Genomic DNA, 15,210 nt, shown 5'->3' with positions numbered 1-15,210 from the left:
ATCAGCGCTCCGTGGTCTTGCGGATTTCTTTTTCGTCCATCCACTCGGCCAGGCCGCTTTCCACGTCGATCAGCTGCAGGCTGAACTTGTAGAACACGTCCTTGTAGTCGCTGCTGCGCTTGACGATCGAGCTGATCGAACCTTCCAGGCGGTACTTGGCGGCGATCATGTTGCCGGTCTTGGCCACGGTCTTCTTCTTGTACAGACCGCTCTGGTTCTGCAGCTTGAGCTGGTCGACCTGGCTCTGCATGTCGGTGTTGTCGCTGGCGAAGCGGGCGGCGCCGGACTTCATCAGCTGGGTCTTGATCGAGGTGGTGATCTCGCGGGTATCGATATACTCGCTGGTCTTGTTCTTGACGTCGTACACCTGCACCACCGGGCGGCCGTGCAGCACGCCGGACTGGGCCAGGGAGCGGGTCATGCTCTCGGCGATCATCTGCAGGTCGGTGGAGCCGAACTCGTTGGTCACCAGCTCGACGGCCTTGCTGTCGCCGTAGCTGATGTTCTTGCCGCCGAGTACCGGCGACGGGGTGCTGCAACCGCTGACCAGGGCGATGGCGATGGCGGCGAGGGAAAGGCGTGCAAACATGGAACGTGCTCCTGAAAGGGATTACCGGGTGTGGACTTCGAGGCGGAAGTCGCGGGCAGCGGGGGTCGGGGCGATGGCGGGGAGGAACTTGGCCTGCTTGCCGTACAGCGGCAGGGCTTTCCAGCTCTCGTCGTCGGCCACCGGGAAACCGTCGCTGCCCAGCCAGGCGAAGCGGTAGAAGAGCGTCTGGTTGCTGCGGCTGGTGTTGGTCAGCGCCACGTTGACGGTGAGGTAGCCGTTCTCGCGGGCGACGCGCATCTGGCCGACTTCGATGTCATCCAGCTGGCCCATGGTCACCACCTTGCTGGCGGCGCTGCCAGGGGCAGGGGGCGGGGTGGCGCAGCCGGCCAGGAGGGCGACGGCGGCCAGGGCGATGCATGTTCTGCGCATGTTCGATCCTTGGGTTACTTGAGGCTGGCGACAGCGGTGGCTGCGGCCTGCGGGGCGACGACGACGGCCGGGCCGCCAGCGAATACGCGGTTGCCGACCACGCGCAGGGTGACCACCTGGTAGGGGCGGTCGACCTTCACGGTGACCTGGGTGCCGCCGAGGCTCGACGGCAGGCTCAGGTGGTGTTCACCCTGCTTGAGGCGTACGCGGGCCACCTGGGTTTCGTCGGGCAGGGTGCGCCAGGTGCGGGTATCGGCGCCTTCCAGCACGGTGGAGGCGATGCCCACCACCAGCCCGGCCATCGGGTTGGTCTGGTTCAGGTTCTTCTGCGCCACGCCGCGGCTGATGGCGCGCACGCTGGTGCGCAGGATGATGCCCGGCATGTCGTCGCGCAGGGCGCGGCGCGACATGGCCGTGGTGCTGTTGAGCGCGGTCAGGGCCAGGGTCTTGTGGTTGAGCTGGATCTCGCCCAGGTGCGCGGTCGAGGTGTCTTCCTTGATGATCGGGAACGACAGCGGAGTGATCACCAAGTTGTCCTGGATCGGCAGCGGCAGGGGGATGCGGATCGAATCGCGGGCCGGGGCCAGGCCGGTCTGCACCACGATCAGCACGTCGCTCTCACCAGCCTTGGCGCTGTTCTTGTCCAGTTCGAGCAGCGCCTGGTCGAGCAGCGGCGTGTTCGGGCGCAGCTCGGCGGCCTTGCGGTAGCCCGGCGCGGCCAGGCCTTTCTCGCCGAGAGCCTCGTAGACATAGCCGGACAGGTAGTGGCTGAAGGCGCTCTGGTAGCTGTTCTTCAGGCCGACCACCTCTGGGGCGTCGAGGCTGGCGACCGGGTAACCCTGCAGGTCCTTGTACTCGGTCTTGATGCCTTCCTTCTCGGCCTCTTCCTCGCGCTTGAGGTATTCCTTGTCGCGCAGCTCGGCGATGATCGCCTCACGCTCGTGGGTCTTCTTGATCTCGGTGCGGGCACCGTCGAAATCATTCTGTGCCAGCAGGTTCAGGGCCATCTGCGTGGTCAGCATGACTTTTTCGTAGTCATAGCCTTCGTAGCGGCGGACCTTGTCGTTGACCAGGTAGCTGCCGAACTGGCTCAGGTACTTGTCGGTGTCGAGCTTGACCGACTCTTCCCACTGGAACACCACGCTGTCGGCCGAGCGCCAGGCGTCCTGGCTGCCCTTGAGGTCACCCTTGGAGCGCAGCAGCTCGCCTTTTTCGAAGTAGTAGAGCAGGTCTTTCTGCTCGCCCTTGTTGTTGCTCTCGAGCAGGGCGAGGGCGGCGTCGACGTTGCCGGCGGCCAACTGCTTGTTGGTCTCCTGCAGTTCGCTGTCGTAGCTGCGGAACACCGAGCAGCCGGTGAGCTGCACGGCGGCGACCAGGGTCGCCAGGGTGAGGGCGCGGGATACCATCGGACTTCTTCTTTCCCTGAAACGGTTGGCCGCGTGGGCGGGGGCGGCAGATCCCTCTGTTTATCGCCAGAACCTCTCGATGGAGGCGCCTTGATTGCTAATGGCTATTACGGCGGCGCGGGATTATACCCAAAGTAGTAGTACGGTGATGGCGAATTGCTTCGCATTTTTGGCGCCGATGCCATCAGTTGGAAAACTGCATTCCCGGTCGGTGCATTCCGTCAATTTGTCTCAAGATTTTTCATGAAATCTGCCCATGAGCCTTGAGCAGGGGAGAGTGGAAGTGAACAATGTTCTCTTTCGTATTTCCGTCGAGATTGGCCATGACTTCCCGTTCCCGTCTGCTTGCCTGGCTGCCTGCCCTGTTGTTTGGCCCGGTGCTGGCGCTGTGCAGCAACCCGACGCTGGCCGAAGCACCCGCCGAGGCGACCAAGGCGCTGCACCTGCTGGACTACATCGGTGCCGACTACCCGCCGACCGTGCGTGATGGCAAGGTGGTGGACGACGGGGAATACCGCGAGCAGCAGGAGTTCAGCGGCGTGCTGGCCGAGCTGGTCAAGGGCCTGCCCGCGCATGCCGAGCGCGGCGCGCTCGAGCAGGGTGTGCAGGGCCTGCGCCAGGCCATCGACCAGCGTCAGGACGGCGCCGCTGTTGCCCGCCAGGCCCGCCAATTGGGTGCGCGTCTGGCAGTGGCCTACGAGGTCAGCCAGGCCCCGGTGATCACCCCGGACCCAGCCCGCGGCGCGGCGCTGTATGCGCAGAACTGCGCGATCTGCCACGGTGACACCGGCTTGGGCGACGGCCCGGCCGGCATCGGCCTGGAGCCTGCGCCGGCCAACCTGCGCGATACCAGGCGCCTCGACCAGTTGAGCCTGTTCGACCTGTACAACACACTCGGGCTGGGCATCGAAGGCACCGAGATGCCGTCGTTCGCCGAACAACTCGACGAGCGCCAGCGCTGGGACGTGGCGGCCTACATCGCCAGCTTCACCGCCGACCCGCAGGCGGCCAAGGGCGACAAGACCTGGAACATCGCCGACCTCGCCCGGCAGACTCCGGCCGAAGTCGCCGCCAGCGAAGGCGCGGATGCCGTGGCCGCGTTCCGCGCCCAGCGCGCGCAGCCGCCGCAGGTCAAGCGTGGCCCGGCGCAGTTGCTCGAATACACCTCCAGTACCCTGGACAAGAGCCTGGCGGCCTACCGCGCCGGCGACCACGATCAAGCCTACGATTTGTCGGTGGCCGCCTACCTGGAAGGCTTCGAGCTGGTGGAAAGCTCGCTCGACAACATCGACGCCCAGGCCCGCAAGGACACGGAAAAGTCACTGATGGCCTACCGTCAGTCGTTGCAGGACGGCCTGCCGGTGGCCCAGGCCGAACAGCGCCTGGCCGAGGCCAAGGCCAGGCTGGAGCAGGCCTCCAAGCTGCTGGGCAGCGATGGCCTGAGCTGGTCGCTGAGCTACGTCTCCGGCCTGCTGATCCTGCTGCGCGAGGGCCTGGAGGCGATCCTGGTGCTGGCGGCGATCCTGGCCTTCCTGCGCAACACCGGTCAGCAGTCGGCGGTGCGCAGCGTCAATATCGGCTGGGGCCTGGCGCTGGTCGCCGGCTTCGCCACCTGGGCCCTGGCGGCCTATGTGATCGATGTCGGCGGGGCGCAGCGGGAACTGCTCGAAGGCTGTACGGCACTGTTCGCCGCGGTGATGGTGCTGTGGCTCGGCGTGTGGATGCACGATCGACGTCATGCCGCGGCCTGGCAGGACTACATCAAGCGCAGCCTGGTCAGTGGCGGCGGGCGCTTCGGCTTTGCCTTGCTGGCGTTCTTCTCGGTGTACCGCGAGCTGTTCGAGGTGATCCTGTTCTACGAGACCCTGTGGCTGCAGGCCGGCCCGGCTGGCCATCAGGCGGTGCTGGCCGGTGGCGCCACGGCGCTGGTGCTGCTGGTGGGCCTGGCCTGGGTGATCCTGCGCGGCTCGGCCAAGCTGCCGCTGTCGTTGTTCTTCAGCATCAACGCGGCGCTGTTGTGCGCGCTGTCGGTGGTGTTCGCCGGGCATGGCGTCAAGGCCCTGCAGGAAGCCGGGGTGTTGGGAACGCGGCCGGTGGCGTTCTTCGAGTTCGACTGGCTGGGGATTCATGCCGATGCCTATTCGCTGGGCGCGCAGGTCGTGGCGTTGCTGGCAATCGTGCTCCTCTACGGGCGCAGCCGGCTGGCCGAGAAGCGCCGGGCAGCGGCCAGCTGAGATACTTCAGGGCCGTCATGCGGCCCATCGCGACGTAAGGCCACTCCACAGGCATACTGGCAGCTCTGTGGGAGCGGCCTTGTGTCGCGAAAGGAGGGCGCGGCCCTCCCAGCTATGCGAGGAAACGAAAGCAATGCGTGTATGGATCGATGCCGACGCCTGCCCCAAGGCGGCCAAGGAGCTGATCGTCAAGTTCGCCCTCAAGCGCAAGCTCGAAGTGGTGATGGTGGCCGGCCAGCCGCAGATCAAGCCGGCCTTCGCCTGCGTGCGGCTGATCGTGGTGCCCAGCGGCATGGACGCGGCAGACGACTACCTGGTGGAGAACGCCGAGCCCGGCGAGCTGGTGATCTGCAGCGATGTGCCGCTGGCCGATCGCCTGATCAAGAAGGGCGTGGCGGCGCTGGATCCGCGCGGTCGCGAGTTCGACGAGCGCAACATGGGCGAGCGCCTGGCGGTACGCAACCTGTTCACCGAGCTGCGCGAGCAAGGTCAGGTTGGCGGTGGCCAGGCGCCCTATGGCGAGCGCGAGAAGCAGGCGTTCGCCAATGCGCTGGACCGCATTCTCACTCGACTGTCCAAAGCCTGACGTTATCCCGGAAGCATTCGCCAAGCCTGTAGGAGCGGCTATGGGCTTGTGCTTTACCTGTAGCCGACGATGAGGCCGGTACGGGTAGCTCAAGACAGTTGCCCCTACACCAGCGTCTGTCAGTCGTTCTCGTGGGTCAGCTCCAGCACCCGATCCACCAGCTTGTAGATGCCACCCGCCGCCTCGCTGATCGACTTGGCCAGCATGTACGCCGGTGTGGTCACCAGCTTGCGCTGGGTATCCTCGACGATGTCGTGCACATCGCACTCCTCATGGGTGCCGCCCATCTTCACCACCGCCGCGCTGGTGCCGGCGTCGTTGCCGATGGTGCAGACCACGCCCGGCCCGTAGATCTTCGCCGCCAGGGCCGGTGAGATGCAGATCAGGCCAACGGGCTTGCCCGCCTCGGCGAAGGCCTCGGCCAGGGCCAGCACATCTGGCTGCACGCTGCACTTGTCGCCTTCGACGGCAAAGTTGGAGAGATTCTTGGCCGCGCCGAAGCCGCCTGGAACGATCAGGGCGTCGAAGTCTTCGGCCTTGGCTTCGCGAATGTCCTTCACCTCGCCACGGGCAATGCGCGCCGACTCCACCAGCACATTGCGCGATTCCGGCATCTCTTCCCCGGTCAGGTGGTCGATCACATGCATCTGCGCGATGTTCGGCGCGAAGCACTGCACCTGGGCGCCACGCTGGTCCAGGCGCAGCAGGGTGATCACGCTTTCGTGGATCTCGGCGCCGTCGTACACGCCGCAACCGGACAGAATCACCGCAACTTTTTTTGTCATGCTCAATACTCCAGTGTCGAGGCGCTAAATGTCCTCTAGTTTGGCAGATGTAGCCATGGGATTTGCCCTTCGGCGGGCCTAATCTTCGTGAACAACCTTGGAGGTGGCCGTTCATGGACCTGATTCTGCTGGCCGTGCCGTTCTTCTTCGTGCTGATCGCGGTGGAGCTGATCGCTGACCGCGTGCGCGGCCGGCGCAACTACCAGCTCGCCGACTCGATCAACAGCCTGAGCACCGGCGCGCTGTCCACCAGCACCGGGTTGCTCACCAAAGGGGTGGGGCTGGTCACCTATGCCCTGGCCTGGGAACACCTGGCTTGGCTGCGGCTGCCGGCCGATGCCTGGTGGGTGTGGGTGGTCGCCTTCGTGCTCTACGACCTCTGCTACTACTGGCTGCACCGCCTGGGCCATGAGCGCAACGTCTTGTGGGCCGCGCACTCGGTGCATCACCAGAGCGAGGAGTACAACCTGACCACCGCCCTGCGCCAGACCAGCAGCGGCTTCCTGTTCTCCTGGATCTTCTACCTGCCGCTGGCGCTGCTGGGCGTGCCGCCCCTGGTGTTCATCACCGTGGCGTCGCTGAACCTGCTGTACCAGTTCTGGGTGCACACCCGCCATGTGCCCAAGCTGGGCTGGCTGGAGTGGATCTTCATCACGCCGTCCAACCATCGCGTCCACCATGCGCAGAATCCTTTGTACTTGGATCGCAACTACGGCGGCGTGTTCATAATCTGGGACCGGTTGTTCGGCACCTTCCAGGAGGAGGACGAACGCGAGCCTGTGATCTTCGGAGTAACCACGCCGCTGGCCAGCTGGAACCCACTGTGGGCCAACGTGCAGTTCTACGCCCAGCTCTGGCACGACGCTCGTCGCGCCGGCAGTTGGTGGGACAAGCTGCGCATCTGGTTCATGCCCACTGGCTGGCGCCCGGCGGATGTGGCCGCCGCTGATCCACAGCCCAAGCAGGACCTGGCGGCGTTTCGCAAGTTCGCGATCCCCCTGGGCGGCGCGCAGCAGCTTTACGTCACCGTGCAGTTCGCGGTCTACGTGGCGCTGGGCAGCTATCTGATGGAGGTGGCGGAGCAGGTGGCGCCCGCGGCCCTGGTGCTGGGCTGGACGGTGATGGCGTTCGGGCTGTTCGTGCTGGGCGTGGCGCTGGAGGACCGGCCGTGGGCGGGGCGCCTGGAGATCGTGCGGCTGCTGTCGAATGCGCCGGCGCTGTATCTGGCCGGCGCGCTTGGCTTAGTGCTGGTCACGCCCGTGTTCTGGTTGCTGCTCCTGGGTTACAGCCTGCTCAGCCTCGGCGGCCTGGCCCTCTGCCGCCGCGCGGCGCTCGGCGCGGATGTTGCGAAAACGCCGGCGCAGCCAGAGCAGCAGGCCCAGCACCAGCAGGCCGCCGAGCACCCATAGCTCGTATTTCTTGATGCTGCCTAGCATGCCTTCGAGAATGGCGCCGAAGTGGTAGGCGGCCAGGCCCAGGGCCAGGGCCCACACCGCGGCGCCGATGCCGTTGAGCAGCAGGTAGCGGCGCGGCGGGTAGCCGGACAGGCCGATGGCCACCGGCATTACCGTGCGCAGGCCGTAGACGAAACGGAAACTCAGTACCCAGATATCCGGATGGCGGCGGATGTGCTCCAGCGCTCGGTCACCCATGGCCTGCCAGCGCGGCTTGCGAGCGAGGATCTTGCGCCCGTGGCGGCGGCCCATGAAGTACCACAGCTGGTCACCGGCGTAGCTGCCGCAGAAGGCCACCAGGACCACCAGCTTGATGTCCATGTATTCGCGGAACGCAAGAAAGCCCGCGAGCACCAGGATGGTCTCGCCCTCGAAGAACGTGCCGAGAAAAAGGGCAAAGTAGCCGAAATCGTTCAGGAATTGTTGAAGCATTTTCTGGCGTGCTGGCGAAATGAACGCGCAGCCTACCCCTTCGGGCGCGTTGGGGAAAGTGTCCAAATGTGTCTCGACGTGAAGATTCCCTGCAAGGACAATGGCTGCGGCCACAAGTCGCAGGGTTGCCCAAGGATGTAACACAGGCGTCATAATGGCCGCTTATAACTGTCGCGCTGCCCGCCCGCGCGGGCTCAGGAGTCTGCCGTGAGCTTTACCCCCGCCAATCGTCTGTTTCCTGCCACCCGCCTGCGTCGCAACCGCCGGGACGCGTTCTCCCGTCGCCTGGTTCGCGAAAACACCCTGACCGTCGATGACCTGATTCTTCCGGTATTCGTGCTGGACGGCGAGGGCCGTCGCGAAGAAGTACCGTCCATGCCGGGCGTCGAGCGGCTGTCGATCGACCTGCTGCTGGAAGCCGCACAGGGCTGGGTGGAGCTGGGTATTCCGGCGCTGGCGCTGTTCCCGGTGACCCCGACCGAGAAAAAATCCCTCGACGGCGCCGAAGCCTGGAACCCGGACGGCATCGCCCAGCGCGCCACCCGCGCCCTGCGTGCCCGCTTCCCGGAGCTGGGGGTGATCACCGACGTGGCCCTGGACCCGTTCACCACCCACGGTCAGGACGGCATCCTCGATGAAGAGGGCTACGTGCAGAACGACATCACCGTCGAGGCCTTGGTCCGCCAGGCGCTGTCTCACGCCGAGGCCGGCGCCCAGGTGGTGGCCCCGTCGGACATGATGGACGGTCGTCTCGGCGCGATCCGCCAGGCCCTGGAAGAGGCCGGTTACGTCAACGTGCGCATCATGGCCTACTCGGCCAAGTACGCCAGCGCCTACTACGGCCCGTTCCGTGACGCGGTCGGCTCGGCGCTGAACCTGGGCAAGGCCAACAAGGCTTCCTACCAGATGGACCCGGCCAACAGCGACGAAGCCCTGCACGAAGTGGCTACCGACCTCGCCGAAGGCGCCGACATGGTCATGGTCAAGCCGGGCATGCCGTACCTGGACATCGTCCACCGGGTGAAGACCGAGTTCAAGGTGCCGACCTTTGTCTACCAGGTCAGCGGCGAGTACGCCATGCACATGGCCGCCATCCAGAACGGCTGGCTCAGCGAAGCCGTGATCCTCGAATCCCTCACCGCTTTCAAACGGGCAGGCGCTGATGGCATCCTGACCTATTTCGCCGTGCGTGCCGCTCAATTGATGAGAGGGCAGTAACGCCCTCCAGGAACGTCAGATGAATAACGAAGTGCTAACCCCTGTCGAGATCAAGGATGCCCAGGCCGTGCCCGAAGAGATGGTGCAGACCCCGCCCGATTTGCCAGCGGTAGCGGAGCCGGAAGCGGTCGTCGAAGCCGCCCCGGCACCCGCGCCTGCGCCGGCCCCGGCGATCGCCGTGCCGAGCCTGGACGACAGCAGCCTGTACATTCATCGCGAGCTCTCGCAACTGCAGTTCAACATCCGCGTGCTGGAGCAGGCGCTGGACGAATCGTACCCGCTGCTCGAGCGCCTGAAGTTCCTGCTGATCTTCTCCAGCAACCTCGACGAGTTCTTCGAGATCCGCGTGGCGGGCCTGAAGAAGCAGATCAACTTCGCCCGCGAACAGGCCGGCGCCGACGGCCTGCAGCCGCACCAGGCGCTGGCGCGCATCAGCGAGCTGGTGCACCTGGAGGTGGATCGCCAGTACGCGATCCTCAACGACGTGCTGCTGCCGGAGCTGGAGAAGCACGCCATCCGCTTCATCCGTCGTCGCTACTGGACACCCAAGCTCAAGACCTGGGTCCGCCGTTACTTCCGCGACGAGATCGCGCCGATCATCACCCCGATCGGCCTCGACCCGACCCACCCGTTCCCGCTGCTGGTGAACAAGAGCCTGAACTTCATCGTCGAGCTCGAGGGGGTCGATGCCTTCGGCCGCGACTCGGGCCTGGCGATCATCCCGGCGCCGCGCCTGCTGCCGCGGGTCATCCGTGTGCCGGAAGAGGTCGGTGGCCCGGGCGACAACTATGTGTTCCTGTCGTCGATGATCCACGCCCACGCCGATGACCTGTTCCAGGGCATGAAGGTCAAGGGCTGCTACCAGTTCCGCCTGACCCGTAACGCCGACCTGGCGCTGGATTCGGAAGAGGTCGACGACCTGGCCCGCGCCCTGCGCGGCGAACTGTTCTCGCGCCGCTACGGCGATGCCGTGCGCCTCGAGGTGGCCGACACCTGCCCGAAACACCTTTCCGACTACCTGCTCAAGCAGTTCAGCCTGAGCGAGAGCGAGCTGTATCAGGTCAACGGTCCGGTCAACCTGACCCGCCTGTTCAGCATCACTGGCCTCGACAGCCACCCGGAGCTGCAGTACACGCCGTTCACCCCGGCGATCCCCAAGCTGCTGCAGAACGCCGACAATATCTTCAGCGTGATCGGCAAGCAGGACGTGCTGCTGATGCACCCGTTCGAGTCGTTTACCCCGGTGATCGACCTGCTGCGCCAGGCCGCCAAGGACCCGCACGTACTCGCCGTGCGCCAGACCCTGTACCGCTCGGGCGCCAACTCGGAAATCGTCGACGCCTTGGTGGACGCGGCGCGTAACGGCAAGGAGGTCACTGCGGTGATCGAACTGCGCGCGCGCTTCGACGAAGAGTCCAACCTGCAGATGGCCAGCCGCCTGCAGGCCGCCGGCGCGGTGGTGATCTACGGCGTGGTCGGCTTCAAGACCCACGCCAAGATGATGCTGATCCTGCGCCGCGAGCAAGGCGAGATCGTTCGTTACGCGCACCTGGGCACCGGCAACTACCACGCCGGCAACGCCCGCCTGTACACCGACTATAGCCTGCTGACCTCTGACGACGCCCTCACCGAGGACGTCGGCAAGCTGTTCAGCCAGCTGATCGGCATGGGCAAGACCCTGCGCATGAAGAAGCTGTTGCACGCGCCCTTCACCCTGAAGAAGGGCATGCTCGACATGATCGCCCGGGAGACCCAGTTCGCCCTGGAAGGCAAGCCGGCGCACATCATCGCCAAGTTCAACTCGTTGACCGACGCGAAGATCATCAAGGCGCTGTACAAGGCCAGCCAGTCGGGCGTGCGCATCGACCTGGTGGTGCGCGGCATGTGCTGCTTGCGTCCGGGCATCCCGGGGGTATCGCACAACATCCATGTGCGCTCGATCATTGGCCGCTTCCTCGAGCACACCCGGGTGTTCTACTTCCTCAATGGCGGCGAGGAGCAGATCTACCTGTCCAGTGCCGACTGGATGGAGCGCAACCTCGACAAGCGCGTCGAGACCTGCTTCCCGGTGGAGGGCAAGAAGCTGCTGCTGCGGGTGAAGAAGGAGCTGGAGGGGTACCTGACCGACAACACCCAGGCCTGGACCCTGCAGCCGGACGGGCGCTACGTGCGCAGCACGCCGACCGGCAACCAGAACCCGCGCAGTGCCCAGTCGACGCTGCTGGAGCGGCTGAGCAATCCGGTGCTCAACGTACGCTAGTTGGATTGCTGGGGCCGCTTTGCGGCCCCATGGACTTTCAGCGCACGCTAAGCACGAAATTGACCCGCGCCAGCCACTCCGCCTCGTTGGCGAAGTCGGCCTGGGTCAGCTGGTTCTGCTCCAGCCAGCCGCCCGGGAAGACCACCTCCAGGCTGTTGTCGCCGGCTTGCAGCTCCACTTTGGGCATCGCCTGGGTGCCGCGGATATGGTGGAACAGAATGGCGAAGCGCAGCAGCACGCACAGGCGGATCAGCTTGACGCCTTCGTCGCCGAACTCGGCAAACTTGTCCTTGGGAATGTTGCGACGGTGGCCACGCACCAGCAGGGCCATCATCTGCTGGTCTTCGCGAGAAAAGCCCGACAGGTCGGAGTGCTCGATCAGGTAGGCACCGTGCTTGTGGTAGTGGTAGTGTGCAATATCCAGCCCGATTTCATGGATCTTCGCCGCCCATCCCAGCAGATCGCGCCAGTTGCCGTCCTCCAGATCCCACGCTGCGGCCACTTGGTCGAAGGCGTGCAGCGCCTTGCGCTCCACGCGCGCGGCCTGGCCCTGGTCGACGTGGTAGCGCTCCATCAGCGAATTCAGGGTGCGTTCACGCACGTCCTCGTGGTGATGGCGGCCCAGCAGGTCGAACAGCACGCCTTCGCGCAAGGCGCCGTCGCAGTGGTCCATGCGCTGCAGCTCGAGGGCGTCGAAGATCGCCTCGAGGATGGCCAGGCCCGCCGGGAAGATGGTCCGCCGATCGGGCTTGACCCCTTCGAAGTCGATCTTGTCGGTCTCGCCGAGCTTGAACAACTTGCGCTTGACTGCCGCCAGCCCCTCGGCGTTGACCTCGCCGCTGCCCTGCCCGATGGCCTTGATAGCCGCGGCGATGGCGCGGATGGTCCCGGACGAGCCGATGGCCTCGTCCCAAGTCAGGCGGTGCAGGGCGTTCTCGATGCTCATCAGCTCCAGGCGCGCGGCGGTGTAGGCCTGGGCGTAGCGCGCCGGAGTGATCTTGCCGTCGCGGAAGTAGCGCTGGGTGAAGCTCACGCAGCCCATCTGCAGGCTTTCGCGTAGCAGCGGCTCGAAACGCTGGCCGATGATGAACTCGGTGCTGCCGCCGCCGATGTCGGCGACCAGGCGCTTGCCGGGGGTATCGGCCAGGGTGTGGGACACGCCCAGGTAGATCAGGCGCGCCTCTTCGCGGCCGGAGATGACCTCGACCGGGTGGCCGAGGATGGCTTCGGCACGCAGGATGAATTCGTTGCGGTTGCGCGCTTCGCGCAGGGCGTTGGTGCCGACGATGCGCACCGAGCCCTGGGGCATGCCGTTGATCAGCTGGGCGAAGCGCTTGAGGCATTCCAGGCCGCGTTGCATGGCTTCTTCACTGAGCTTGCGCTCATCGTCGATGCCCGCGGCGAGCTGAACCTTTTCTCCAAGCCTTTCGAGGATGCGGATTTCCGTGTGATGGGCCTTGGCCACGACCATGTGGAAGCTGTTGGAGCCCAGGTCGATGGCGGCAATCAGAGACAGGTTCTTCGCGGAGGTTTGCGGCATGGTCTGGAGGTTCTCGGTCGTTAACCCGGCAATCGTGCCACGATCGCGAGTATACGCCAACGAGCGGCACGGCAAGGCTTGATGCATGGCAATGTCATAGTATTGTTATGACCGTGACATGACAGTTTCGATTCGTGGCGTCTTGCACAACTATAGTTAGACTCAATCGTCCGTGGCTTCCTGTCGCGCCTGGGTGCGGCTATGATGGGCAACGTTTTTTTGTGCTTACGACCTGGAGATATCCATGAGCAGCGATCTTATCAAACATGTCACCGACGCCAGCTTCGAAGCCGACGTACTCAAGGCTGAAGGCGCGGTGCTGGTCGACTACTGGGCTGAATGGTGCGGCCCATGCAAGATGATCGCTCCGGTACTGGACGACATCGCCGCTGAATACCAGGGCAAGGTGACCATCGCCAAGCTGAACATCGACGAAAACGCCGAGACCCCGGCCAAGCACGGCGTGCGTGGCATCCCGACGCTGATGCTGTTCAAGAACGGCAACGTCGAGGCGACCAAGGTCGGCGCGCTGTCCAAATCGCAGCTCAAGGCGTTCCTCGACGCCAGCCTGTGATGCGATGAAGCCCCGCAAATGCGGGGCTTTTCTTTATCTGCTGTAGGCATTTTCCGTGAGGGCCGGCGAGCCCCGCTATCGTGCCCATCCAGGCGGATAGCCCCGGAAATCGGTGGCCAAAACCACTAGACGTCGAAAAAAGCAAGTGTTACATTCGGCCTCGCACTGCTTCTCCAGTGCCCTCTGCACGCCGTCGCCGAAGCATCCCTAATTCGAATCAGTACGCGATCCTGTCGCCATCTAGCGGCGCGGCCTCATTAAGCCAACGCTTAATTTCTCCCTTCCTTACATGATTACGTCACTCCCCTTATGAACCTGACAGAACTCAAGCAAAAGCCGATTACCGATCTTTTGGAAATGGCCGAACAGATGGGCATCGAAAACATGGCCCGTTCGCGCAAACAGGACGTGATTTTCGCCCTGCTGAAAAAGCATGCGAAAAGCGGCGAAGAGATCTCGGGTGACGGCGTGCTGGAGATTCTCCAGGATGGTTTCGGTTTCCTGCGTTCGGCGGATGCCTCTTACCTGGCCGGCCCTGACGACATCTACGTTTCGCCCAGCCAGATCCGTCGCTTCAACCTGCGCACCGGCGACACCATCGTCGGCAAGATCCGTCCACCGAAGGAAGGCGAGCGTTACTTCGCGCTGCTGAAGGTCGATACCATCAACTTCGACCGTCCGGAGAACGCGAAGAACAAGATTCTCTTCGAAAACCTGACGCCGCTGTTCCCCAACAAGCGCCTGAAGATGGAAGCCGGCAACGGTTCCACCGAAGACCTCACCGGTCGCGTCATCGACCTGTGCGCCCCGATCGGCAAAGGCCAGCGCGGCCTGATCGTCGCCCCGCCGAAAGCGGGCAAGACCATCATGCTGCAGAACATCGCGGCCAACATCACCCGTAACAACCCCGAGTGCCACCTGATCGTCCTGCTGATCGACGAGCGCCCGGAAGAAGTGACCGAGATGCAGCGTACCGTGCGCGGCGAAGTGGTCGCCTCGACCTTCGACGAGCCGCCGACCCGCCACGTGCAGGTCGCCGAAATGGTCATCGAGAAGGCCAAGCGCCTGGTCGAGCACAAGAAGGACGTGGTCATCCTGCTCGATTCGATCACCCGTCTGGCCCGTGCCTACAACACCGTGATCCCGAGCTCCGGCAAGGTGCTGACCGGTGGTGTCGACGCCCACGCCCTGGAGAAGCCGAAGCGTTTCTTCGGTGCCGCGCGTAACATCGAGGAAGGTGGTTCGCTGACCATCATCGCCACCGCGCTGGTCGAGACCGGCTCGAAGATGGACGAAGTGATCTACGAAGAGTTCAAGGGTACCGGCAACATGGAGCTGCCCCTGGACCGTCGTATCGCCGAGAAGCGTGTGTTCCCGGCCATCAACATCAACAAGTCCGGTACCCGCCGCGAAGAGCTGCTGACCGCCGACGACGAACTGCAGCGCATGTGGATCCTGCGCAAGCTGCTGCACCCGATGGACGAGATCGCCGCCATCGAGTTCCTGGTCGACAAGCTCAAGCAGACCAAGACCAACGATGAGTTCTTCCTGTCGATGAAGCGCAAGTAAGCGTTTCAGGCTGGAACTGATTGGGGCTGCTCCGCAGCCCATCGCGACACAAGGCCGCTCCTACAGGATTACTCATTCGCCTGTAGGAGCGGCCTTGTGTCGCGATGGGGCGCGAAGCGGCCCCAGTTCATTTTTGCCCCCAAACAAGGCGTGAACGGCGCTACACTCTGCAC

The 15,210-nt window shown here is 64.4% G+C and carries 12 protein-coding genes and 1 pseudogene; 7 read left to right on the top strand and 6 right to left on the bottom strand.

Translation table 11 applies throughout. From position 1 onward, the window contains the following. Window position 1: 1 nt before the first annotated feature. The 3 genes from lpoB to ACVWZ5_RS14720 are packed head-to-tail and all read right to left on the bottom strand — an operon-like array spanning window position 2 to window position 2,385. Window positions 2–589 (bottom strand): penicillin-binding protein activator LpoB, encoded by a 588-nt coding sequence (gene lpoB / locus ACVWZ5_RS14730; protein WP_028689243.1) that lies wholly within the window; start codon window positions 587–589, stop codon window positions 2–4. 21 nt (window positions 590–610) lie between these two features. After that, window positions 611–979, bottom strand: a complete 369-nt coding sequence (locus tag ACVWZ5_RS14725; RefSeq protein WP_084942107.1) for a YcfL family protein — start codon at window positions 977–979, stop codon at window positions 611–613. A gap of 14 nt (window positions 980–993) precedes the next feature. Further along, complete coding sequence (locus ACVWZ5_RS14720; protein WP_457340702.1) at window positions 994–2,385, bottom strand: COG3014 family protein; 1,392 nt, start codon at window positions 2,383–2,385, stop codon at window positions 994–996. Between the two features lie 290 nt (window positions 2,386–2,675). On the opposite strand from ACVWZ5_RS14720, the gene ACVWZ5_RS14715 reads away from it, so the two are divergent. Both ACVWZ5_RS14715 and ACVWZ5_RS14710 read left to right on the top strand, forming a co-directional pair. Continuing rightward, a complete protein-coding gene (locus tag ACVWZ5_RS14715; protein ID WP_435767919.1) occupies window positions 2,676–4,619 on the top strand; it encodes an FTR1 family protein in 1,944 nt (647 codons plus the stop codon). A 133-nt stretch (window positions 4,620–4,752) separates the two neighbouring features. Then, a complete protein-coding gene (locus tag ACVWZ5_RS14710) occupies window positions 4,753–5,205 on the top strand; it encodes a YaiI/YqxD family protein (protein WP_084942104.1) in 453 nt (150 codons plus the stop codon). 119 nt (window positions 5,206–5,324) lie between these two features. On the opposite strand, the gene elbB is transcribed toward ACVWZ5_RS14710, so the two are convergent. Further along, window positions 5,325–5,990: an isoprenoid biosynthesis glyoxalase ElbB gene (elbB, locus tag ACVWZ5_RS14705; RefSeq protein ID WP_062362666.1), complete on the bottom strand. Its 666-nt coding sequence runs from the start codon at window positions 5,988–5,990 to the stop codon at window positions 5,325–5,327. Window positions 5,991–6,103: 113 nt separating this feature from the next. Here elbB and ACVWZ5_RS14700 point away from each other — a divergent pair. Next, window positions 6,104–6,730 (top strand): annotated as a pseudogene (locus ACVWZ5_RS14700) (sterol desaturase family protein); the annotation flags it as partial. 501 nt (window positions 6,731–7,231) lie between these two features. Here ACVWZ5_RS14700 and ACVWZ5_RS14695 read toward each other — a convergent pair. Next, on the bottom strand, window positions 7,232–7,876 hold the full coding sequence (locus tag ACVWZ5_RS14695) for a DedA family protein (protein WP_172402405.1): 645 nt from the start codon (window positions 7,874–7,876) through the stop codon (window positions 7,232–7,234). A 207-nt stretch (window positions 7,877–8,083) separates the two neighbouring features. Between ACVWZ5_RS14695 and hemB the strand changes: the two genes are divergently transcribed. Next, complete coding sequence (hemB, locus tag ACVWZ5_RS14690) at window positions 8,084–9,094, top strand: porphobilinogen synthase (RefSeq protein WP_062575559.1); 1,011 nt, start codon at window positions 8,084–8,086, stop codon at window positions 9,092–9,094. Window positions 9,095–9,113: 19 nt separating this feature from the next. Beyond that, entirely contained in the window at window positions 9,114–11,354 is a 2,241-nt protein-coding gene (gene ppk1, locus ACVWZ5_RS14685; RefSeq protein WP_028689235.1) for a polyphosphate kinase 1, read from the top strand. A 37-nt stretch (window positions 11,355–11,391) separates the two neighbouring features. On the opposite strand, the gene ppx is transcribed toward ppk1, so the two are convergent. Then, a complete protein-coding gene (gene ppx / locus ACVWZ5_RS14680) occupies window positions 11,392–12,894 on the bottom strand; it encodes an exopolyphosphatase (protein ID WP_084942102.1) in 1,503 nt (500 codons plus the stop codon). A gap of 244 nt (window positions 12,895–13,138) precedes the next feature. Here ppx and trxA point away from each other — a divergent pair, with 244 nt between their 5' ends. Beyond that, a complete protein-coding gene (trxA, locus tag ACVWZ5_RS14675) occupies window positions 13,139–13,468 on the top strand; it encodes a thioredoxin TrxA (protein WP_062575557.1) in 330 nt (109 codons plus the stop codon). 309 nt (window positions 13,469–13,777) lie between these two features. After that, window positions 13,778–15,037 carry a transcription termination factor Rho gene (rho, locus tag ACVWZ5_RS14670; RefSeq protein ID WP_011536308.1) on the top strand — a complete coding sequence of 420 codons (1,260 nt, stop codon included), beginning with the start codon at window positions 13,778–13,780 and terminating at the stop codon, window positions 15,035–15,037. The last annotated feature ends 173 nt before the right edge of the window (window positions 15,038–15,210 follow it).

The sequence above is a fragment of the Pseudomonas sp. TE6283 genome (genome assembly GCF_054060555.1).
Note: the sequence above shows the minus strand (reverse complement) of the source record. Positions and strands in the feature narration are given on the sequence as shown.

Bases quoted from the DNA above. Each gene is read 5' to 3' on its own strand.
- lpoB (WP_028689243.1), bottom strand. From the start codon at position 589: ATGTTTGCACGCCTTTCCCTCGCCGCCATCGCCATCGCCCTGGTCAGC.
- ACVWZ5_RS14725 (WP_084942107.1), bottom strand. From the start codon at position 979: ATGCGCAGAACATGCATCGCCCTGGCCGCCGTCGCCCTCCTGGCCGGC.
- ACVWZ5_RS14720 (WP_457340702.1), bottom strand. From the start codon at position 2,385: ATGGTATCCCGCGCCCTCACCCTGGCGACCCTGGTCGCCGCCGTGCAG.
- ACVWZ5_RS14715 (WP_435767919.1), top strand. From the start codon at position 2,676: ATGTTCTCTTTCGTATTTCCGTCGAGATTGGCCATGACTTCCCGTTCC.
- ACVWZ5_RS14710 (WP_084942104.1), top strand. From the start codon at position 4,753: ATGCGTGTATGGATCGATGCCGACGCCTGCCCCAAGGCGGCCAAGGAG.
- elbB (WP_062362666.1), bottom strand. From the start codon at position 5,990: ATGACAAAAAAAGTTGCGGTGATTCTGTCCGGTTGCGGCGTGTACGAC.
- ACVWZ5_RS14695 (WP_172402405.1), bottom strand. From the start codon at position 7,876: ATGCTTCAACAATTCCTGAACGATTTCGGCTACTTTGCCCTTTTTCTC.
- ppk1 (WP_028689235.1), top strand. From the start codon at position 9,114: ATGAATAACGAAGTGCTAACCCCTGTCGAGATCAAGGATGCCCAGGCC.
- ppx (WP_084942102.1), bottom strand. From the start codon at position 12,894: ATGCCGCAAACCTCCGCGAAGAACCTGTCTCTGATTGCCGCCATCGAC.
- trxA (WP_062575557.1), top strand. From the start codon at position 13,139: ATGAGCAGCGATCTTATCAAACATGTCACCGACGCCAGCTTCGAAGCC.
- rho (WP_011536308.1), top strand. From the start codon at position 13,778: ATGAACCTGACAGAACTCAAGCAAAAGCCGATTACCGATCTTTTGGAA.